The organism is Streptomyces sp. NRRL F-525, assembly GCF_000716605.1.
Classification (GTDB): Bacteria; Actinomycetota; Actinomycetes; order Streptomycetales; family Streptomycetaceae; genus Streptomyces.
This window is the reverse complement of the sequence record NZ_JNXE01000059.1, coordinates 1-18,358: the sequence shown is the minus strand read 5'-3', so window position 1 is coordinate 18,358 and position 18,358 is coordinate 1. Positions and strand designations below refer to the sequence as shown.

The following is an 18,358-nucleotide window of genomic DNA, read 5'->3' as shown; positions in this document are numbered from 1 at the left end:
GGTCAGCCGCCCATCATCGCGGTGACGATGCCGACCGAGAGCGTCACGGTGCTGATGCCCGCAATCACCCAGACGAGGCCGCCGGCGCCCTCCGCGCTCAGGTGGGAGCGGTTGCGGCGGCCGATCATCATCATGATTCCGCAGGCGATGAACCCCATCACGCCGGCAAACATCCCGACGTATTTGCCCCACGAAATCCAGTCTGAGAACGTTTTGCCCATCCCGGGAGGGGCCTTGGGGCCCGGGTTGGGGAGAGTGTCCGCCAGGACCGTCAGGTGGTGGGGATCGAACATCAAGGGGATTCCTTCCATCAGTCGGAGAAGCCGAGGGCGACCCGCAATTCGCGGGCGGCCCTGGACACCGGAGCGTCCGTCAGTGCCTCGGCGGTGTCGTCCACCGTCCGGAGGCGATAGAGGTACGGCACGTGCGCGATGCCCAGGGTTTTCGGGGCCAGGGTCCGTAGCCGGTAGCGGACCGGCATGGGAGGCCGCAGCGGCGCGTCACGGATGACGACCAGGTACGGCCTCGGGACGCTCGGGTGCCAGTGGTTCAAAAGATCCTGCGTCTTGTGCAACCCATAAGCGGTTGATCGTGTCACCACTACCGGGATGAACTGTTGGGGCAGGTGTTGCCCAGGGGACAACTCCGTTGCCCAGCCCTGGCTTTGAGGGTCGAGCAGACGCACGACCGTGGAGATTCCCGCCCCTCCGTGCGCTCCCATCACGGCAAGTCCGTGCTGTGGAGCGGTCGGTGGGGCGGGAGCGTGACGCGCCATCACGTCCCCCTCGTTACTTGCGGAATACGGATCATCACTGAGAGGCTAGCATGAGTTACTCGTAGAAACTACTTATAAAAGTTGGCGATGGATGAGCGCAAAACCTCCCGGAGTGTTCCGGCCCGACGTGCTCGCGGACCTGCGAAAAAAGGCCCAACTCAGCCGCGCTGAGCTGGCGTTGCTCGCCCGGGTCAGCCCCGAGACGGTGCGCGCGGCCGAGACCGGGAAGAGGGTCCCCTCGGCCCGGGTACTGCACGGCCTGGCCGAGGCCCTGGCCGTCCCGGTCGACCGGCTCTCTCCGGTCGGGAAGGCAACGCCGACGCTCAACCAGCTACGGCGGCGCACGGGACGGACGCAGCGGGAGACCGCCGACGTCATCGGCGTAAGCGGCCAGATGGTCAGCCGGGTCGAGGCGGGGGTGTACGGGGTGCGCGACACGGCACGGTGGGCGGTCGCCTACCAGGTCAGTCCCCCGGAGTGGACGGCCGCGTGGGAGGCCGGCAGGGAGGCACGGCGCACGGAGATCAAGAAGAAGCCGCGACGAACACGACGAAGGGGAGGGACAGCGTGCCCGCCAAGCTCGCAGCCGGAGCCGCCGCAGCAGTCGGAGGGCTGATCCTGGCGAGCGTCATCGGGGTTGCAGCCGTGGGGGGAGGTTCGTCCGCCTCGGCGGCCAGCGCGACCGGCATCAAGGCCGGGAAGGTCCCCGCGGCTTTCCTCCCCTGGGTGACGAAGGCCGGCGGGTTGTGCGCCGACGAGTCGCCCGCGCTCATCGCCGCCCAGATCTACCAGGAGAGCCATTTCGACGCCGCCGCCGTGGGGCCAGAGACCAGCAGCGGCACGGCCAAGGGTCCGGCCCAGTTCATCGACTCCACATGGGGGACGTGGGGACGCGACGACGACGGCAGCGGCACCGCCTCCCCCTTCGACATCGGCGACGCGGTCATGGCAGAGGGCCGGATGATGTGTGCGCTCATCGAGCGGGCCAAGGAGAGCGGATACCCGGGCGGCTCCGTGGCCCTGGCCCTGGCCGGCTACAACGCCGGATGGGGGCGGGTCGACCAGTACCAGGGAGTCCCGCCCGAGTCGTTCGCGGCGGGCCAGACCTACAACTACGTGCACGACATCATCGACCGGGCCGCCGCGTGGGTGGACACCATCGCGCCGGCCGTCGCGGGCTCCGGCTCCGGAGCCGACGCCGCCCGGAAGGCCTCCACCTACTTGGGACTGCCGTACGTGTGGGGAGGCGGGACCCCAGAAGGGCCCTCGCAGGGCTTTTGCTCTGGCAACAACGGTTATCTCAACGGGAGTTGCTTCGCGGCGACCCACTCGGGATTCGACTGTTCCAGCCTCACTCAAAACGCGTGGTGGTCGACCACCCACCTCCCCCGCACCGCCGCCGACCAGTACACCGCGACCGCCTCGCATCCCGTCAGCATGGACGCGCTCCAGGTCGGCGACCTGATCTTCTACTCGCACACCGGCAGCGGCAGCGACGCCTACCACGTCGCCATGTACTACGGCGGCGGCATGATCATCGAGGCGCCCAGGACCGGCAAGAACGTGCAGATCGTCAAGCTCTACCGCTCGGGCGGACTGGTCGGCGCCACTCGACCGGCTTAGCGTGTACATGCTAAGAATGCGGCCCTACACCCGCCGTGGGTTTAGGGCCGCATTCCGTTCCTCGGGCCGGACGGGAGTCAGCGCAGCGTGGCCGCCGTCCAGTCCACGAAGAAGGCAGGCAGCCCGGGGACGTTGATCGCGTCGACCAGTGCCACCAGGTCGTCCGCCTTCAGTGGCGGCAGGATCGCCCAGCCGCCCGCCGGTGCACCCGGTCCCCCGTCTGCCTCGGTAGTCGCATCCTGCTTCGGCAGGTCAGCCGCGAGCGTCGATCCACCACGTACAGTCATGCCAGATCCTCCAAGGATCCAAGGCCTGCGGACGACGAGACGCAATCCGTTCCCACAGGCCGAGCGAGTGAAGATGAGGGGCCGGGTGCCAGCCCGGTCCCTCATCTGTGCAGTTCAGAGACTTGCCTTGCATGCATTTATACATGCATAAATGTAGAGTAGCGCGTTCTGGCTTGGAGTGTGCATAGGCACGGCGGATATATGCCCGCATAATGTCGTGCATGTCTAAAAGCTTGTTGGAGTGGCAGCGCGGGCGAGACGGTCGGCCGCCGATCGTCGCGGCCTCCGCGTACAAGGGGGGCGACGGCAAGAGCACGTTCGCCCGCGAGCTGGCGTTCCTGCTCGATGCCGTCCTGGTCGACTTCGATTGGGACATGGGCTGTAGCTCGCGCTCGATGGGCTACCGCCACGAGCGGTACGCGAACTATCCCCTTCAGGTCGCGTTCGAGAAGATGTCGACCCCGCGGCCCAATATCGGTGCACGCAGGGCCGATCTCATCCCTTCGTATCCGGAGCTCGTCCACGAGCAGCCGCCACGCGACGAGGTGTCAGACCACCTGGGACGATGGGCGAAGGAGCTTGGCAGGCCGCTGGTGGTGGACACCCACCCCGGAGGCTGTGAGCTGACGTACGGAGCGCTGAACGAGGCAGACGTCGTCGTCGTTCCGGCCGTCCTGGTCAAGGAGAGCCTTAACGCCCTGTCCGGCATGGTGGACGAACTCGCTGAATACCCGCTGATCATCACGCCCAACAAGGTCGACAGCCCGCCTGGTTGGGCACGCACCGAGTTCCGTTCGATCGTTGAGCGGTACGGGCACCAGACCGGGCCCCTCGTCCATAACGAGAGGTGGCTCTCTAAGCGCCGCCTGAACGTCGCCATTTCGTCGGCGCCCGTGCCGAAGAAGGCCGAGCGGTTCGTCAGCTCCATGGACGCCCTGGTTGAGGCGGTGATCAACTATGAGTGACGGCGGTGGATCTGCGGCCGACGCGCTGGACGACGAGGCAGAGCGCCGCAGAAGGGGACGCAACCCCGGCGGATCACGTACCGCAGGCCGCCGTCCCACCCCCGAGGAACGAGCGGCCAAGCGGGAGGCGGAGCGGCTGGAACGCCAGCAGCGCAAGGACGCCGAGGCCAAGGCCCAGGCGGCAGCCACTGCCGCTGCCGCAGCCGCAGTGGGAGAAAAGACGCATGGGAGGGGGCAGATGGAGCCGCCGGCGGACCCGCCGCAGGAGGAACGGCGCGGTGGTACACGGCCGCGCCCCAAGGCCATCCCCTTCTACCCGGACCCGCCTGATGAGGATTTTCTGTGGCAGGTGACCGAAGCCGGAGCCTCGCGCCAGGAACGCATCCCCCACACGGCGGTCCTCCGCCTGGCACTGCGGCGTCTCGCTGAAGAGATGACGCCGAGCGACGTAGTGCGGGAGCTGGGCGGCCCTGTGCAGTCGACAGGCAAGCGGGGGCGTCCCCGTAAGTAGGCGCGGGCAGGGCTGTGCAACACCCAGTGCGGCCACGTGCAAGGAGGTGGACGCGTACACTTTTGTGCGCGTCCACCTCCTTGCGTTTATGCATGTATAAATGTGAAACTGTCCACCGCAGGGCGGAGGGTGTTCGCTTTAGTGCGCCCCCCTTGTGCGCCTGTGCAGCTACGATGCAGCCCCGTGCAGTGATGTTCTACCGGCACAACCGCATGCTCGGTGAACGGCTGAATATCACGCATTTATACGTGCATAAACGTGAAACGACTCCGGGCCGGCCTGGCAGCAGACCCCGGAGTCGGACGATCGAGGAGGACCCCGATGCGAGACCAGAGTACGGCCCCGCGCACCGTCAGCGGTACTGCTGGACGAGGCGGTGACGTGTGATGACGCTGCCCGAACTGACGATCCCGGACGCCGTCCACCAGGTGCCCGACTGGGCCCTGTGGGCCGCCGCGACGGCGACCACGGCCCTGTCCCTTGCCGTCATGTACGCCCGGCTCCGGCGGGCCCGCAGAGCGATCCCAGCAGTTCCGGCCCGTCCGCAGGCCGTTGGCTCTGCGGACGCGGGCGAGGTACGGCAGACCGTCGCGGCAGCCGGCCCGCTCGCCGCGCTCGGCGCGTGTGGCATGGTCCTGTCGCTCTACGGCCTCTACGGCTTCGCCACCGAGACCATGGATCTCGCCCCGTACTGGGCTGTGCCGATCATGGCGATCTTCGACCTGGCCGAGATCACGTGCTTCGTCTCCCTGTACCGCTCGGCGGCCGTGGAGTCGGCATGGACGCGCCCCATGCGGCAGACCCGACGCATGGCATGGGCCCTGGTCGCGGCCAGCAGCACCATGAACGCAGTGCACGCACCCGGCAACCTGTGGGCAACGGGCGTCTTTGCTGCCGTTCCGGTGATCTCGGCGAAACTCATCGAGTTCGAGCTTCACAAGCGGATGTCTGCCAACGAGGTGGACGCAGATCCAGACGACGCGAACCCCGGCCTGGTCCGGCTGGTCCAGATCGCCTACACGCGCGTGTGGGCCGCCGTGTTCGCCGGGCTCGGATGGGACGCCAAGGCCAAGGACGGGCTCATTCACCACGAGGCTCGCATCCGGAGGGCCGCCACCTCCCTGCATGAGCTGAAGAGCGCGTTGGACGCCAGGGACCAGACACCTGCCGGTCGAAAGAGGGCCGCAGCCAGCCGCCGGGTGGACGACTTGCAGGGCAAGGCAGAGCGGGCCATCGACGCGGCGGGGATTGCCGGCGACACTCCCGCACAGCTCACGCTCGCCCGTGCCGTTGCAACCCGCGGCCGTGTCATCGACCTGGCGCGCATGGACGTGCACGACCCCATGGCGATCGTGCGGCTACTCGAAGAACTGGCGATCGTCCCCAGCGTCGAGGCCATCTCAGCAGGCGCCGCCGCCGCCGAGGCACAGAAGCAGCAGAAGGAGGCCGAGGAGGCCCGCGACCAGGCGCGTGCGGAACTCGCGGCCGTCCAGGAGGAGGCGGCCGAGGTGGAGGCCAGCGCTGCCGAGCAGCGCGCTGCCGCCGAGGCCCTGATGACCGAGGCTCAGAAAGCCGCCACCCGGGCCGGGAAGGAAGCAGAGGCCGCCGTGGAGCGTGCCGCAGCAGCTACCCGGCTCGCGGACGAGGCTGACGAGCGACGCGGGCAACTCTCCGCCCACGTCGAGGAGTTGGGCAAGGAGGCGTCCAGCCTGCGCACCGCCGCGACCGCCGACGAGGAGACGCACCGCCGGCTTTCACGCCAGCTTGACGACCTGCGCAACGCGATCCAGAAGGCCGAGGCTGAGGCGGGGGAGCGCCGACGCGAGGCCGAGGGCGCACGCACCGAAGCCCAGCAGGCCATGAGTCGGCAGCGCGCTGCCCGGGACGAGGTGCAGCGGGCCGCCGAGCAGGTCGAGGCTCTTCAGGCGAAGGCCCGGACGATCCAGGGGCAGACACAGCAGCTCGCGGACGAGCACGACCGCCAGGTCGCCGCCCTCGCGCGGCTGACGAGCGAAGCCCAGGAGGCCGAGGGGACCGCACGCCGGGCCAAGGAGCAGGCCGAGCGCACGCTCGCGGAGGCCCAGAAGGCCGAGGAGACCCGCCGGGCGGCCACGGTCGCGCTCCAGAACGCCAGGGATCACCTGATGGATGCCCTGACCGACCCGACGCCGTACGAGCCCCCCCGGTGGACGAGCGAGCCCAAGATGCGCGGGTGGGATCTGTACTTGCACAAGGTTTCCACCCAGGGTGTCGAGCCAACCGATGCTGAACTCGCGGGCGACGAGCGCGACACGTCGACCGCCCGAAGGTGGCTCGGCGACTTCCGCGCCGAACTGGCGCGGCGCACGGCGGCTGCACTGCCCGCACAAGGCGCCGCACATGAGCGCACAGCCGACCGGACGCCCCTCACGGTCTGACGTCCCTAGCAGCACACCACTGCACACGAGAGGGGGCACCCCCCACGGGGGTGCCCCCTCTCGTGTGCAGGCAACACGGTGTCGAAGTCCCCTATTTAGCGTGTGCACGCCAGAAATGGCCGGTCGAGGGAGGGGGACGTTGCGAGTACTGGCATCTGAGTGTGGGACACATCCCGGTACGGGAGGCCCCCGGTTCTAGTAGTCCGAAAAGCCACTGAGGGGCCGACTCTTTCCGAGTTGACCCCTCCACCGCGTTCAAACTGTGTCAGATCAGGTGATCGAAGTCCCCAGCGCTTGCGCCAGTGACGAACGCGGCCATCTCCTCTCGGGTGAACATCAAGATGCCGCCCTCGGGGTCCTTGCTGTCGCGTAGGGCCACCCAACCGTTCGGGGCGGAGGCGAGTTCCACGCAGGCGCCGTTGTCGCTGCTGGCTCGCGCCTTTATCCAGTGCAGCCCCGTGACGTCTACACGGGGCGGAGTTGGCGTGTTCATGGGGTCGGCTCCTTGGCGGCGAGATGTGACAGGAGTGCCGCGGACTCCGTGGGATCTAGTGCGACCGCCATTAGGCGGTCGAAGACCTGAGCGAGTGGTCTAACCTGCGCTTCTTTCTCCATAAGGAGATTCCCGCCCATGCCGTCCACGTAGGCGATTTTCGGGTCACCCGCCCCGAACTCCAGTAGCGTGAAGGACCCGCGCATCCCGGGATGCGCGCCCTTGGAAATTGGAATGATCTGGACAGTGACATTCGCCCGGTCAGACGTGGCCCTGAGGTGGTTGATCTGTGCGCGCATGACTTCCGGCCCGCCGACTGGCCGGCGCAACGCCGACTCATCCACGACGGCCCAAAGCTCGAACCCGGCGTCGTTCAGACGGTGTTGCCGCTTCTCCCGGACCGCCACCAGGTGGTCCACTTCTTTCGCCGAACGATCACCACCGCTGGACAGGACCGCGCGGGCGTACTCCGTGATTTGCAGCAGTCCCGGAACGTAAGTGGACTCCCACGCCTGCACCTTGCGGGCATCGGCTTCAAGGCCAACGTACGGGCCGAGGTCAACAGGAAGGGCCCTCTCGACGTCGCTCTGTTCCCACCAGCCGGGGGAGGAGGCCAGGCGGCGGATCTCCAGCATCTGCTTACGTACGTCCATGTCGGTCACGCCGTACAGCTCAAGGAGATCAAGTACGTCGCGCTCCCGCACGACCGACTTTCCGTGACCTTGCTCAATCCTGCTGATCTTGGACACTGCGCAGTCAAGGTGCGTGGCCGCTTGGCTTTGGTCCATGTCGGCTCGCTCGCGCAGCTTCCGCAGGTCGGCGCCGAGGCGCTTGCGCAGCGTAGTGGGGCCGTCCGTGGTCATCCTCTGCCGCCTTCCCCTCCGCCGTCCTAGTCGTGGAATTGCCTGCGACCAGTCTGCCCTATTGGGCCGGGGGCGTGCGGACATGGTGGTTTGCCCTCTCGCTAGCAGCCGAGCATGTCCATGGAATTCCGCCATAGTATTGCGCCATGGAATTCTATGGGAGACTCTAGAGTCCCATAGACACGCGCTGTAGCCGTCCGTGATCAGGGCGCCACGCGTGGGACTGGAGTGCGCCCATGCCGCCAAAAGGACACAAGACCACCGGAACGAACCTGGTCAGCACTGTCTTAGGCGTGGTGCCGCCATCCGAACCGCAGTCGGGCGCGCGTTGCTGCCGAGGAGGTCGGGCATGACGTACCGCCCCCGTGACCACCGCAGCGGCCTGTCTGTGGCGCCTTCCCAGGGGAACGGGCCCGACACGGCGCACGCCGCCGACCGTCGCGGCGAAGGCGGCCGTCGTCAGTCGATCTCGCTGTCTGCGGAGTCCCTGCGATCCCCGGCCACCGCCCGCCACTACACCAGCAACCACCTCGGCAAGTGGGGGGTGCCCGGCGATCAGATTGCGATTGTCGAGCACATCGTGTCGGAGTTGGTCACCAACGCTGTTCGGCACTCCCGCGGCCGGTCGTTCAGGTTGATCGTCACCATCACGGCGGGCCGAGCAGTCGTCACCGTTCTGGACAGCGGGCGGTATCAGTCGTTCGCCCCCCGCGTGGCCGACCTGGACGAAGAGGGAGGCCGCGGGCTCGCCTTGGTCGAGGCCCTGGCCGACGAGTGGGGCCACTACCCGCACCGTGGCATCAACGCGGTATACGCCGCCGTACGCCTGCCCGCGCAGCGGGAAGAGGGGACGACGTGCTGACGTGCCCGGAAAAGCCCCGTGAACTGGCCCAGCGGCGAGCCCCGGTGGTCCAGCGATACCGCTGTGAACACGCGATCAACGTTCCCAGGCGTGACGAACCGATCTTGTTGGCCAACGAGTATCTGACCGGCGCTTCCCACGCTGCCGCGTGCTGGTTGCTCGGCCGCGCGTACGGCATCGCCACCTGGTTGTTGGACCCGGCCGCCGTCGCCCCGCTCGCGGAGGGCTTGGCCCCCGTCTACGCCGAGGCTGTGGCCGCGCTGGAGACGAGACGCGGGTACGGCGTGAAGGTCGAGACGGTCGACGGCATACACACCGTTCGCGTGCTGCCGTCGCCAGCCGTCGACCAGCACCAGGAGCACGAGCAGGGACCCATGGCATACCGAGACCACGACGAGGAACCTCATGGATGACCAGAGCGGACACGAGTTGGCCGGCGAAGGACGCGAGCACCTGCCCGCTGTCCCTGGTGGTCAACGGGGGGCGGCAGTCGAGAAGGCCCGGCAGTCGGCGCCCCCGTTCGCGGGTGATTTGGTGCGGACGATCCAGGCGGCCGGGTCGGCGGTACAGGTCGTCTCGGCACTCAATCCGTCCAGTGACATCACGGTGAGCGCACACACCGCGCTCGTGTGCGCCGGCGATACAGCGGCCGACGCGCTGCAAGCCGCCGCCGACCTGGCGCGGGAAGCTCCCATGCTGGAGATCCAGGCCTTGAACCTGGCCAGGGTGCCCGGATCGGTCGAAGGCCTGTGGGAGTGGCACGTCATTCTGACGGTGAACTCGCGCGACCCGCAGACCGGCGAGTACAGCGGCAGCACGCACCATGGCCGGCCACGGTGACGCGCACGGCGCAGTGCGCGCCCACGCCGACCCGGCAGCGAGCCACACGCCACTACGCCACGGCCGACCCGGACACACCACGCCGCGCGGCATGGAACGTAGGCGTGACGCTCGCCGCGTGGGCCGTGCCCGAGAAGGCCGCCGAGATGCTGACCACGCGGACCCGGGCCTTGGTCGCCGAGGCGATCGAGTCGTACGGCGGAGACCGTATCGCCGTCACCGTCGTACTTGCTGATGGCCGAGTGACCGTCCACGCCGTGTCGCTGTCCTGTCGACTCCACCCGGTGGACACCATCGACCGCTTCACCGCCGCCGTACTGCGCGGCATGACCAGGCCCGGGGAAGCGGCCGGCCCGTCTCGCTGTCTCTGCGCCGATCTGGCCGTACTCGGCGAGGGATGGACGGTCAGACGGCCGTTCCTCGTCTCGCGCCACGGCCTCTAGACCGCAGGCCCGCGCCTCCCCCGACGCGGGCCTGCGCCGTGCCCCCGCCCGCCCGCTTTGAGCGGGGCGAGCGGGCGGGGGCGCACCCCTTCACACCGATCACTGGAGGATTCGTCATGGAGAGTGCCGCCGACCCGATGCGCGCCGCCCGCGAGGCGCTGCGCGTCCTGGACGCGTGGGAGCAGCACCCCGCTACCGCCGTCATCGACGCCGCCCGGGACGCGCCCCTCCACCTCTACCGCGTGCTGTCCGGACGGTGGCGGGGGTTGACGCTGCTGGAGCGGGCCGACCTGTACACGCTGGTTGGGGAGGGCGAGACCCTGGCGCGATACGGCCCGCTCGCGCTGAAGTCGGAGGGCGCCGAGCGCTTGGCGCCGGTGAGGGACGAGTGCCGGTATTTCGCCGCTCTCGCCGCCGGGGAGGACTCCGGAGTCGTGGCCGAGCGCCGGTGCCGGGATCAGCTGGCTCAGTCCCGCCTCAATGGCTACCGGAGGCTGGGCCCGGGGTGGCAGGCCCGCGTACTGCACGAGCTGACCCCGCCCGAGGAGGCCGAGGAACGGCTTCTGTCTGCGCTGGCCGCGTTCATCCCGCGACTGCCCCGTCCGGGCGGCGGCGCCCGGCTGGAAGCGGCCCTGTCCGGCGTCGAGCAGCAGGCGGACCGGGGCGAGGAGGCTCCGCCTGTCGCAGGGCGGGGGGATAAGGGCGAGAGGCCTCCGGGGACGGTGCCCAGGATCGCCGGCACCCTGCGCAATGTGCTGTCCACCCTCCCGGTGGAGTGGCAGCAGCAGGTCATGCGCCGCATCGACGACGGCCTTACCCCGTTGCAGGCCATCGGGCGTGCGCTGACCGCCAAACTGCGGGCGGACGCCTCCGATCCGTCCAGCGGGGTGCCGCACGGCGTCGATCTCGCGGTGGTGGGCGGGTCCGGTGGTGTGCGGTGATCGACGCCACCCGGCCCACGAGCGCCCGTATCGAGAACCGCCTGATAGGGGGCAGTGACCACTATCCCGCCGACCGCCGGGCCGCTGACGCGCTGCTGCGGGTCGACCTCGCCGCCGACGAACGGGTCATCGCCGCCCACGAGTTCGTACGGGGCGCCGTTCGCCAGCTCGCCCGCGACGGCGCCCACCAGCTTCTCGACCTGCGGTGCCCGCTGCCGTCCTGGCGCCCGTACTGGTGGCACCCGTTCCTCATGCAGCGTCAGCCCCTGGCCCGGATCGTCTACTGCGCCCACGATCCGATGGTGTTCGCCCACGCACAGATGATGCTGGTCGAGGCGCCCGGGGTGCGCGTGATCGACGCCGACCCGGGCACGCCCGGGTTGCTGGCCCACCCCGTCGTACAGAGCCATCTCAATCTCGTGGACGAGCCGGTCGTGGTGATCGCCTCCGGGCTGCTGGACCACCTCACCGACACCGCCGTCACCCGGCTCCTGGACGAGCTGCCCGTCCTCGCGCCCGGGAGTGTCCTGGTGCTGGCGACGTCGGTGTGCCGTGACGCCGGGCGGGCCGATCGGATCGCCCGGACGATGGACCATGCCGCCCCCGGAGTCTGGCCGCGGCTACGCACCCCCGAGGCCGTCAAGTCCCTTCATCCCGCGCTGAGTTCGGGGCTGAGCTGTACGGACACCGACGAGCCGCAGCTCGCTACCGCGCTCCTCGACCTCGCCGCCCCCGCCGTGCCGAGTGAAACCTCAGGCGCGGACGGCGAGCCGGCGGACTGAGTGGCCCAGTCCGCCGACCCCGGCCCCTTTCGTACGGCGACCGGACGCCGTGGGGTCGGCCGCCGCAGGGCCTCTCCGCCTCCTTCGGGGCGCCGCTCTGCGGCCGGTGCCCGCCCTGCCGGTTGTCCAGGGCGGGCACCAACATGCATCCCAACTCCCTTTGAGCGAAAGGAAGTTCATGAGGGAGACCCTCGCCGGATCCCAACTTCCCTTGAGTGAAAGACAGTTCATGACGATCGAGTCACCCGACACGGATGCAGACGCGGGCAGCAGGGTGGTGTCGTGCACGTTGTGCGGGCGCCCGGACGGCAGCGAGCCCATTCACGGGATCGGCGCCCGGATGCGGCGGGATCAGGTCTGCTACTCGTGCGACTGGTGGCGGACCTGCCGCAGATACAGGACGCTCGGCGACCGGGACGACGACGGCCGCCGTATCGTGCGAGCCGGTGGCCGCCACTACATGACGTGGACCCCCGAGCAGGGTCCGCCGCCGGAGATCGGCGAGAGTTCCGCTGGTCCCGGCACGCTGTACTACGTGCTGCTGGACGACCCCACCGCCACGGTCATCGAATCCGGCCCCTACTGGATGATGGGCAGCATCCCCGACAGCCTGCGTGATGTCCTGCCGGACAATGCCCGTATCGTCCGTGAGCCCGCGCGGGGCGCGCGATGAGCGACGACGCCGACCGGATTACCAACGCGCGTATCCATGACGTTCTCCTCGATGGGTACTCCCACCTTCCCTTTGCCCACGGGGGCGCCGCCGAGAAGCTCATCGGGGTCTACCCTCTCGCCTCCTTCCACGCCACGGCGGCCCGCCTCTTTGTCCGTGACGTCCTGGACAGCCTCGCCAGCGACCCCGGCGGCATCTGTCAGGTCCTCGATCTCGGCTCAGGTTTCCCGGGGTGGCCGCCGTACCTGCACGACATCGTCGAGACGCGGCAGCCTGAGCAGGCCCGGACCGTCTACTGCGACAACGATCCGATCGTCCTCGGGCACGCGCGTGCTGTTCTCGACGAGCCCGCCGGCGCGCGGGTCGTGCCCTGGGACCTCGAAAAGCCCGGACTCCTCGATGACCCGGGCGTGGCCGGGCACCTCGACCTCGGCGAGCCGGTCGCCGTCGTTCTCTCCGGCGTACTGGACTGCCTGAGCGACACCGCAGCCGCCCGTCTCCTGCGCGATCTCTCGGGCCTCGCGCGGGACAGTGCGGTCATCGTGACCACCGCGGCGTGTGCGGACCCCGCCACCGCCCGCCTGATCACCCTGACCATGGACAGCGTGGCCGGCGGACGATGGGGGCAGATGCGCACCCTCGGGCAACTGACCGCGCTGCACCCTGCGTTACGCACGCTGGTCTGTCAGCCCCCCGTTCAGCACGGACTGCGGACGATCCACCCCGAGCGGGTGAAGGAGTCCACCGGGCCCGAGCTGATGACGGGAATCGTCGCCCCCCACCAGTTGTAGGGGAAGGTCGCCGAGCGGGCGTGCGGTTCGTAGGGTGGCGCAGATGACCAGACCAGCGCCGCTCACCGACGAGGCCCGCGCCCTACTCGTCACGGAGCTGCGCCACGGCCGCGCTCCGGACGAGGCAGCTAGGGGCCTGGGGTTGGACCTGTCCGACGTCTGGATCGCGGCCCGCACGGATCCGCGGCTGACGGTGGCGCTCGCGGGCCGCGACCCGAACGCTGCCGAGGAGGCCGGACTGGCTTTGTTCACGGGTAGCGACAGCAGTTGTTCACGGGTTTGGGAGGCACCCCGATCCACGGTCGGGTGATGTTCACGAGTTTTGACAGCACTGTGGTTCTTGCCAGGGCACGGGGATACCCAACGGCCCGAGCCAGCCGGAGAGTTGCACCCTCAGCGTGTCCTTTTCCGCGCAGACCCACAGGGCTTCCGCCTGGCCGGCCGTGCGGTCGAGGCGGAAGAGGTCGGGTACCGCTGCCAGCAGCTCGCCCACGTCCGCGTACGCCGGGGGTTGGTGGATCTCCCGTAGCGCGTCCACCAGGTCCGGGAACTGTCCCTCCCGGCGAGCCCGCGCCAGGTGGGAGGAGAGGCGCCGGTACATCGAGGCCCGGTTGGGCAGCGCTCCCGCCGAGATCAGCCGGTACCAGCACTGGCGGAGCGTGACCTCACCGCCGTACTCGGCGACCACGGCCCGAGCCCGTTCCTCCACCTCCGACCAGCGCACCCGCATACCGGTACATGTACCCGTCGAGGCCCGCTAGGCCGGGATGGGGCGGCCGACGTCGACCAGGAGCCCGGCCGGGACGTCGTCGCGCATCCAGTCCCGGGCCAGTTCCGAGGCCATGCCAACGGCCCCGTACAGCAGCGGCCCGGCCCGGTCGCCCATCGTGCGGGCCGCGTACTCGGCATCGACGGGCAAGCCCAGGTAGGCCCGTCCGGGCGTTGGCCAGGTGAGATCCCGGGCCTGGCCGTCGGCGCCGGCGCACCAGGCGTGTTCGACGGCCCACGCGACATCCCAGGCCAGGCCCTCCACATAGGCGAACTCGCCCGACGAGGCCCAGGCCCAGGAGACCGATTCGACGTAGCACCGGCCCGGCTCCCCGGGCGGAGGCCCGTCTCCCGGCCAGGAGGCCGGGACGAACAGCCGGCCGCGGGCCAGCAGCAGCGCGGCCAGGCCGGAGTGAGCCCAGCCCGGCCGCGCGGGTGTCGTATCGGCCTGCCACCGCAGGTGACCGATGAGTTCGGCTTCCGCCTCGGCGTGCGCGGCCGTGCCCTCGGCTCCGCTGGTCTGAGTCACGCGCTCCACGGTACGGGGCCCGGGTCACAGCCCCGAAGGCGTACGGTGACGCCCGCCGGGAACCGCGGCCTACACGGCCGTACGGCCGTTCTCCGTTGCGGCTTGGGGCATCCCGGGCCCGAAGTCGGGCGGGTAGGCCGCGTTCCACAGCTCCAGCCAACCGGCGGGGTCATCTGGCGAGGCGCCGTCGACGAGCCAGGCGTGACCGGTGAGAAACCCGAGGATCTTGGCGGCACTCTTGCCGGGGTGTGCCTCGCGGACGTGCTCAGCGCCGGCGTCCATGATCGGCGCCACCGGGTCGGCCGTCAACACGGCCCGGGTCGAGCCCTGGCACGCGCTGCACTGCACCCACGCAACCGGCAAGGTCGCATTCGTTTTCGTGGTCACGCCCGGACAACGAGGCGTTCGGCGGGAAGGCACGGAACGGATCGGTTTAGCGTGCACACGCTAAGGCGTCCCGGAAACGATCGGTTTCGGGACGCCGGCCGAGTGGCGCCGGAACTCACCGATATCCGTCCCGAAACCTGTCCCAAAACCTCCTCTGCCGCGCACGAAATGGGATACGTTTTTGGGACAGCCCTCCCGACGAAAGGACCCAGGATGTTTTGGCGCCCCAGCAAAGAAGACCCGAAGGACCCATTGGCTGTGGCGCGGCGCGCAGACGTCCGCAGGTACGGACGGGCCAAGGTGACGCAAGACGCCGCGATGCTGGCTGGGTTGCGTGAGGCGGCGCTACGCGCAATCTGGCGGATGGAACAGCCGAACAGTCCCGGCGACGTCAACCCGCATACCGGCAGGCTCACCCCGTACGCCCTTGCGAGCATGCTGACGTTCAGCGCGGACGCCTCTGATATCCACGTCGGCGATGTTCTGAGCCGCCTGGAAATGATGATCTTCACGGGAACGGCCGAGCGCCGGGAACCCCGCCGAGACTGGACGGTGTGGGAGCTGGAACGCCTCGGCTACACCGAATCGGGCCGCTACCTGGCGGATCGGCAGCTAATGGGGCCGCGATGAGTGGCGCCTCGGACGAGATGGCACCGGCCGAGCAGATCGAGCGTCAGCCCTGCCCGCGATGCGAAGTGCCAGCCGGCTCGCCCTGCCGAACCCACACCGGGCTTGTCTCCACCGTCTACCACACCGGCCGGTACGCAGGACTCCCCAAGCTGCGGTCCGGCCCGGCGGTCCGGGTGCCCGTCGACCGGCGCCCGGGGCAACCGTGGCAGCCCGGACCGACCCCTGAGATCACGGAGGCCGCCGCCGAGCGAACCGGCGACCGGATCGGGTACGCGAGAGCCAGCCGACGCGGCCAAGACCTCACGGCCCAGGTACGCGCGCTCCGCGCGGCCGGGTGCGTGCGGATCTTCGACGAGGTGATCAGCACCCGGCAGCCGACCCGGCCCGAGTACGTACAGGCCCGGAACTCCCTCCGGCCGGGCGACATCCTCACGGTCCAGCGGCTAGACCGCCTCGGCCGCAACATGATCGAACTGATCGTCTCCGCACAGGACATCCAGCACCTCGGAAACCGGCTGGAGATCCTGAGCGGACCTCTCGCCGGCATCTACGACCCCCAGGGCCCTGGGAAGGTGTTGTTCGTCGTGGTCGCGGTGTTCGCCGAGATCGAGCGGGAGTTCATCCACGAGCGGACCATGGACGGACTGGAGACCGCCCACGCGAAGGGCCGCCGAGGAGGCCGCCCCCGAGCGGTCAGCGCCGATCAGCTCGCCGCAGCACTCGCCCGCCGGGACCGCGAGGAGCCCGTACCCGCCATCGCGGCAGCACTCGGCATCAAGCGGTCGACCCTGTACCGCGCATTCGAGCAGCACGACCAGGCCGCCGCCGTGGCGGCCCTTGCCGGGACCGCAGACGCGGGTCGGCCGAACCAGCAGCAAGCACCAACTACGAGAAGCGAGTCCCGATCCATGAACCAGCAGGATCCCGCCGAACGCTGCCCCCGGTGCCACGGCCCGCTCACCCAGTTCGAGGGCGATATCGGCGGCGCCTCCCGGATCGTCACCGAACGGAACGTGACGATCTGCGGACCATGCTCCGTGGACGAGGCTGTGAGGGACAACCTGGCCATGGCCCCCATCCCGTTCGGCGAGTGGCCCATGTTGGAAAACCTCATGACGTGGGACGACGTTCCCAGGGCGCCGCACGTCTGAGTCGGCGGGAGCACCGCGGATCGGTGGGTGGTGGGGTGGGCACGTCATCCCACGTCCCGGCCCTCGCTCCGAGGAGCTAGGTCAACGAGCCGTCGCAATCCGGCCAATCTCCGTAAGGTACCTTACGTAATATGCGTAAGGCACCTTACGGTTTGGGTATGGAAGAGACAGAGCGCGTAGAGCCCACCAGCGTGCCCGCCTGCGTGCCGCCCCGGTACAAGGAACTGGTCGAGCAGTGGGGCGCGCCGATCGGCGTGGAGGAAGCACGCAACCGCTGGGGCCGGCTCGTGGCCGCAGCCGAGGACGGCGCGATCACCCTGGTCACGATGGATACGACGCAGAGCCTCGGCTACCCGACGTGGGCCGCCATCGTCCCCCTGGACAAGGTCGCCGACCCCGGCCGGTGCCCGGTGTGGCCGCTGACATCGGCCCGCCCCAAGCTCGCGGACGTGATCGCGGACGCCACCCAATTCCCCGACGGCGCACCGCAGATCATGACCCGCCACCGGCGCCCGGTCGTCGCCGTCGTCGCCGCCCTCACCCTGGTCGACCTGCGGCCCGACGGCGAACGCATCGAGATCGACACCTTCCTGCGGAAGGGTGGCACCATCACCTTGGAGCACGACTACGGCCACCCCGGCTCAACCACGCCTGAGGGGGACCTGGACCAAGAGCCGATCCCTGAGCGCTACATCGCACGCGCCAAGGAACCGGACGGCCGCGAGATCGGCCAGGGCGAGGGCGACAGCGTGGCGGAAGCATTGTTGCGCCTGTGGCGTCCGCCCGCGCACATGTACTCGACCGAGCCGCCGTTCCACGACGGATGGGGCAACCGGCCCGACACCGACCCCTGGCCGGACGACCTCCGGTTCTGACCGAGAAGTTCGACGGGGTTGCGCTCCGGCCGACTCAGGCCATTCAAGCCGCCCGATCAGTTACCGCGAGGTCCATTCGTCTGCTGCGAGCGCGACGGGGTTGAGGCCAGCGAACTGGTAGTTAAGGAAGTTGACCAGCAGGGACAGAACAGCCGCACGCCGGGCGGGATGCTGCTGCTTGAGCTGCGCCCAGGCGTTCTCGGCATCACCACGCACCGTCATCTGGATGGCGTCGCACGCCAGCATCATCAACGGGTCGCCGGCCGCGGACCCGACGGGCACGACCTGACCGTCAGGACGGGTGTTACCGGCCAGGATCCGGGCGGACACCTCGACCGCGGTCCTCATCCCTGCCTCATCACCCTGTACAAGCCTCAGCAGCCACCCGAGGATTTCCTTGTTCCCGGCCACCTGATCCAAAGACGCCATCCGACACACCACCGGCACCACATAGCGATGAGCGGGAAGCACCGCAGCGGCAGCGGCAGCAGTGATCAACTCCATCGCCTGCAGCTCATTCAGACTGGGCACACGGGAAGCCTACGGCCGGACCCAGTGGACACCGCAGCCGAGCCGTGAACGTCACCCATACGAGCCGGATGCCCCTCCAAGAGTCACTCAGCGGGGGCAGCCGGCTCGCCGAGGTGGGTTCGCTGCGGATTGGTGGGTGCTGGTCTTTCTGTGGGGCTCTGCCCCACGCCCCGGCCCTCGCTCCGAGGGGGCGGGGGGCTGGTTGGTGGGGTGCGGGTTTT

General features: G+C 69.1%; 26 protein-coding genes. 17 read left to right on the top strand and 9 right to left on the bottom strand.

Annotated features, from left to right (window positions below):
• Window positions 1-2 precede the first annotated feature (2 nt).
• Both OO69_RS45780 and OO69_RS45775 read right to left on the bottom strand, forming a co-directional pair.
• A complete protein-coding gene (locus OO69_RS45780) occupies window positions 3-293 on the bottom strand; it encodes a hypothetical protein (RefSeq protein ID WP_033286950.1) in 291 nt (96 codons plus the stop codon).
• A gap of 17 nt (window positions 294-310) precedes the next feature.
• Window positions 311-553, bottom strand: coding sequence for a hypothetical protein (locus OO69_RS45775; RefSeq protein ID WP_033286949.1), 243 nt, complete (start codon window positions 551-553; stop codon window positions 311-313).
• Window positions 554-866: 313 nt separating this feature from the next.
• Here OO69_RS45775 and OO69_RS45770 point away from each other — a divergent pair, with 313 nt between their 5' ends.
• Together OO69_RS45770 and OO69_RS45765 are read left to right on the top strand one after the other, a co-directional pair.
• Window positions 867-1,391, top strand: a complete 525-nt coding sequence (locus OO69_RS45770) for a helix-turn-helix transcriptional regulator (RefSeq protein WP_078652880.1) — start codon at window positions 867-869, stop codon at window positions 1,389-1,391.
• Window positions 1,343-2,398, top strand: a complete 1,056-nt coding sequence (locus tag OO69_RS45765) for an NlpC/P60 family protein (protein WP_078652879.1) — start codon at window positions 1,343-1,345, stop codon at window positions 2,396-2,398. The genes OO69_RS45770 and OO69_RS45765 overlap by 49 nt, the downstream gene beginning before the upstream one ends.
• Before the next feature lie 77 nt (window positions 2,399-2,475).
• Here the strand turns inward: OO69_RS45765 and OO69_RS45760 are convergent, their stop codons facing one another.
• Window positions 2,476-2,685, bottom strand: a complete 210-nt coding sequence (locus OO69_RS45760) for a hypothetical protein (protein ID WP_033286947.1) — start codon at window positions 2,683-2,685, stop codon at window positions 2,476-2,478.
• A gap of 221 nt (window positions 2,686-2,906) precedes the next feature.
• Here OO69_RS45760 and OO69_RS45755 point away from each other — a divergent pair, with 221 nt between their 5' ends.
• From OO69_RS45755 to OO69_RS45745, 3 genes are all read left to right on the top strand, one after another.
• Window positions 2,907-3,650 carry a ParA family protein gene (locus OO69_RS45755; protein WP_158713511.1) on the top strand — a complete coding sequence of 248 codons (744 nt, stop codon included), beginning with the start codon at window positions 2,907-2,909 and terminating at the stop codon, window positions 3,648-3,650.
• On the top strand, window positions 3,643-4,161 hold the full coding sequence (locus OO69_RS52270; protein ID WP_158713510.1) for a hypothetical protein: 519 nt from the start codon (window positions 3,643-3,645) through the stop codon (window positions 4,159-4,161). Before OO69_RS45755 ends, OO69_RS52270 begins: the two co-directional genes overlap by 8 nt.
• Before the next feature lie 386 nt (window positions 4,162-4,547).
• On the top strand, window positions 4,548-6,578 hold the full coding sequence (locus OO69_RS45745; RefSeq protein ID WP_158713509.1) for a hypothetical protein: 2,031 nt from the start codon (window positions 4,548-4,550) through the stop codon (window positions 6,576-6,578).
• Window positions 6,579-6,843: 265 nt separating this feature from the next.
• On the opposite strand, the gene OO69_RS45740 is transcribed toward OO69_RS45745, so the two are convergent.
• Together OO69_RS45740 and OO69_RS45735 are read right to left on the bottom strand one after the other, a co-directional pair.
• Complete coding sequence (locus tag OO69_RS45740) at window positions 6,844-7,071, bottom strand: DUF397 domain-containing protein (RefSeq protein ID WP_033286944.1); 228 nt, start codon at window positions 7,069-7,071, stop codon at window positions 6,844-6,846.
• Entirely contained in the window at window positions 7,068-7,934 is an 867-nt protein-coding gene (locus OO69_RS45735) for a helix-turn-helix domain-containing protein (RefSeq protein WP_033286943.1), read from the bottom strand. The genes OO69_RS45740 and OO69_RS45735 overlap by 4 nt, the downstream gene beginning before the upstream one ends.
• Before the next feature lie 349 nt (window positions 7,935-8,283).
• On the opposite strand from OO69_RS45735, the gene OO69_RS45730 reads away from it, so the two are divergent.
• The 9 genes from OO69_RS45730 to OO69_RS45690 all read left to right on the top strand — a co-directional run bounded on the left by OO69_RS45730 (window position 8,284) and on the right by OO69_RS45690 (window position 13,576).
• Window positions 8,284-8,796: an ATP-binding protein gene (locus OO69_RS45730; protein WP_051801773.1), complete on the top strand. Its 513-nt coding sequence runs from the start codon at window positions 8,284-8,286 to the stop codon at window positions 8,794-8,796.
• A gap of 104 nt (window positions 8,797-8,900) precedes the next feature.
• Window positions 8,901-9,209: a hypothetical protein gene (locus OO69_RS45725; RefSeq protein WP_158713508.1), complete on the top strand. Its 309-nt coding sequence runs from the start codon at window positions 8,901-8,903 to the stop codon at window positions 9,207-9,209.
• A complete protein-coding gene (locus tag OO69_RS45720; RefSeq protein WP_033286941.1) occupies window positions 9,202-9,636 on the top strand; it encodes a hypothetical protein in 435 nt (144 codons plus the stop codon). Before OO69_RS45725 ends, OO69_RS45720 begins: the two co-directional genes overlap by 8 nt.
• Before the next feature lie 104 nt (window positions 9,637-9,740).
• Window positions 9,741-10,079, top strand: a complete 339-nt coding sequence (locus tag OO69_RS45715; protein WP_033286940.1) for a hypothetical protein — start codon at window positions 9,741-9,743, stop codon at window positions 10,077-10,079.
• Window positions 10,080-10,195: 116 nt separating this feature from the next.
• Window positions 10,196-11,020, top strand: a complete 825-nt coding sequence (locus OO69_RS52265) for a hypothetical protein (protein WP_033286939.1) — start codon at window positions 10,196-10,198, stop codon at window positions 11,018-11,020.
• Window positions 11,017-11,802: an SAM-dependent methyltransferase gene (locus OO69_RS45705; protein ID WP_033286938.1), complete on the top strand. Its 786-nt coding sequence runs from the start codon at window positions 11,017-11,019 to the stop codon at window positions 11,800-11,802. Before OO69_RS52265 ends, OO69_RS45705 begins: the two co-directional genes overlap by 4 nt.
• Before the next feature lie 229 nt (window positions 11,803-12,031).
• A complete protein-coding gene (locus OO69_RS45700) occupies window positions 12,032-12,475 on the top strand; it encodes a hypothetical protein (RefSeq protein ID WP_158713507.1) in 444 nt (147 codons plus the stop codon).
• A complete protein-coding gene (locus OO69_RS49660) occupies window positions 12,472-13,266 on the top strand; it encodes an SAM-dependent methyltransferase (protein ID WP_051801771.1) in 795 nt (264 codons plus the stop codon). The genes OO69_RS45700 and OO69_RS49660 overlap by 4 nt, the downstream gene beginning before the upstream one ends.
• 43 nt (window positions 13,267-13,309) lie before the next feature.
• Complete coding sequence (locus OO69_RS45690; protein ID WP_158713506.1) at window positions 13,310-13,576, top strand: hypothetical protein; 267 nt, start codon at window positions 13,310-13,312, stop codon at window positions 13,574-13,576.
• A gap of 3 nt (window positions 13,577-13,579) precedes the next feature.
• Here the strand turns inward: OO69_RS45690 and OO69_RS45685 are convergent, their stop codons facing one another.
• The 3 genes from OO69_RS45685 to OO69_RS45675 all read right to left on the bottom strand — a co-directional run bounded on the left by OO69_RS45685 (window position 13,580) and on the right by OO69_RS45675 (window position 14,950).
• Window positions 13,580-13,996 carry a hypothetical protein gene (locus tag OO69_RS45685; RefSeq protein ID WP_051801769.1) on the bottom strand — a complete coding sequence of 139 codons (417 nt, stop codon included), beginning with the start codon at window positions 13,994-13,996 and terminating at the stop codon, window positions 13,580-13,582.
• A gap of 27 nt (window positions 13,997-14,023) precedes the next feature.
• Window positions 14,024-14,563 carry a hypothetical protein gene (locus OO69_RS45680; RefSeq protein WP_033286935.1) on the bottom strand — a complete coding sequence of 180 codons (540 nt, stop codon included), beginning with the start codon at window positions 14,561-14,563 and terminating at the stop codon, window positions 14,024-14,026.
• Window positions 14,564-14,632: 69 nt separating this feature from the next.
• Complete coding sequence (locus OO69_RS45675) at window positions 14,633-14,950, bottom strand: hypothetical protein (RefSeq protein ID WP_158713505.1); 318 nt, start codon at window positions 14,948-14,950, stop codon at window positions 14,633-14,635.
• 300 nt (window positions 14,951-15,250) lie between these two features.
• Between OO69_RS45675 and OO69_RS45670 the strand changes: the two genes are divergently transcribed.
• From OO69_RS45670 to OO69_RS45660, 3 genes are all read left to right on the top strand, one after another.
• The gene (locus OO69_RS45670; RefSeq protein ID WP_158713504.1) at window positions 15,251-15,580 is read left to right on the top strand and encodes a hypothetical protein; all 330 of its coding nucleotides are present in this window, start codon (window positions 15,251-15,253) and stop codon (window positions 15,578-15,580) included.
• The gene (locus tag OO69_RS45665) at window positions 15,577-16,731 is read left to right on the top strand and encodes a recombinase family protein (protein ID WP_078652876.1); all 1,155 of its coding nucleotides are present in this window, start codon (window positions 15,577-15,579) and stop codon (window positions 16,729-16,731) included. Before OO69_RS45670 ends, OO69_RS45665 begins: the two co-directional genes overlap by 4 nt.
• A gap of 158 nt (window positions 16,732-16,889) precedes the next feature.
• Window positions 16,890-17,606 carry a type II toxin-antitoxin system Phd/YefM family antitoxin gene (locus OO69_RS45660; RefSeq protein WP_158713503.1) on the top strand — a complete coding sequence of 239 codons (717 nt, stop codon included), beginning with the start codon at window positions 16,890-16,892 and terminating at the stop codon, window positions 17,604-17,606.
• A 60-nt stretch (window positions 17,607-17,666) separates the two neighbouring features.
• On the opposite strand, the gene OO69_RS45655 is transcribed toward OO69_RS45660, so the two are convergent.
• A complete protein-coding gene (locus tag OO69_RS45655; RefSeq protein ID WP_158713502.1) occupies window positions 17,667-18,137 on the bottom strand; it encodes a hypothetical protein in 471 nt (156 codons plus the stop codon).
• Window positions 18,138-18,358 lie beyond the last annotated feature (221 nt).

Coding starts and splice junctions, on each gene's coding strand:
- OO69_RS45780 (WP_033286950.1), bottom strand. CDS start 293: ATGTTCGATCCCCACCACCTGACGGTCCTGGCGGACACTCTCCCCAAC.
- OO69_RS45770 (WP_078652880.1), top strand. CDS start 867: ATGAGCGCAAAACCTCCCGGAGTGTTCCGGCCCGACGTGCTCGCGGAC.
- OO69_RS45760 (WP_033286947.1), bottom strand. CDS start 2,685: ATGACTGTACGTGGTGGATCGACGCTCGCGGCTGACCTGCCGAAGCAG.
- OO69_RS45755 (WP_158713511.1), top strand. CDS start 2,907: ATGTCTAAAAGCTTGTTGGAGTGGCAGCGCGGGCGAGACGGTCGGCCG.
- OO69_RS52270 (WP_158713510.1), top strand. CDS start 3,643: ATGAGTGACGGCGGTGGATCTGCGGCCGACGCGCTGGACGACGAGGCA.
- OO69_RS45745 (WP_158713509.1), top strand. CDS start 4,548: ATGACGCTGCCCGAACTGACGATCCCGGACGCCGTCCACCAGGTGCCC.
- OO69_RS45740 (WP_033286944.1), bottom strand. CDS start 7,071: ATGAACACGCCAACTCCGCCCCGTGTAGACGTCACGGGGCTGCACTGG.
- OO69_RS45735 (WP_033286943.1), bottom strand. CDS start 7,934: ATGACCACGGACGGCCCCACTACGCTGCGCAAGCGCCTCGGCGCCGAC.
- OO69_RS45730 (WP_051801773.1), top strand. CDS start 8,284: ATGACGTACCGCCCCCGTGACCACCGCAGCGGCCTGTCTGTGGCGCCT.
- OO69_RS45720 (WP_033286941.1), top strand. CDS start 9,202: ATGGATGACCAGAGCGGACACGAGTTGGCCGGCGAAGGACGCGAGCAC.
- OO69_RS52265 (WP_033286939.1), top strand. CDS start 10,196: ATGGAGAGTGCCGCCGACCCGATGCGCGCCGCCCGCGAGGCGCTGCGC.
- OO69_RS45700 (WP_158713507.1), top strand. CDS start 12,032: ATGACGATCGAGTCACCCGACACGGATGCAGACGCGGGCAGCAGGGTG.
- OO69_RS49660 (WP_051801771.1), top strand. CDS start 12,472: ATGAGCGACGACGCCGACCGGATTACCAACGCGCGTATCCATGACGTT.
- OO69_RS45690 (WP_158713506.1), top strand. CDS start 13,310: ATGACCAGACCAGCGCCGCTCACCGACGAGGCCCGCGCCCTACTCGTC.
- OO69_RS45685 (WP_051801769.1), bottom strand. CDS start 13,996: ATGCGGGTGCGCTGGTCGGAGGTGGAGGAACGGGCTCGGGCCGTGGTC.
- OO69_RS45665 (WP_078652876.1), top strand. CDS start 15,577: ATGAGTGGCGCCTCGGACGAGATGGCACCGGCCGAGCAGATCGAGCGT.
- OO69_RS45660 (WP_158713503.1), top strand. CDS start 16,890: ATGGAAGAGACAGAGCGCGTAGAGCCCACCAGCGTGCCCGCCTGCGTG.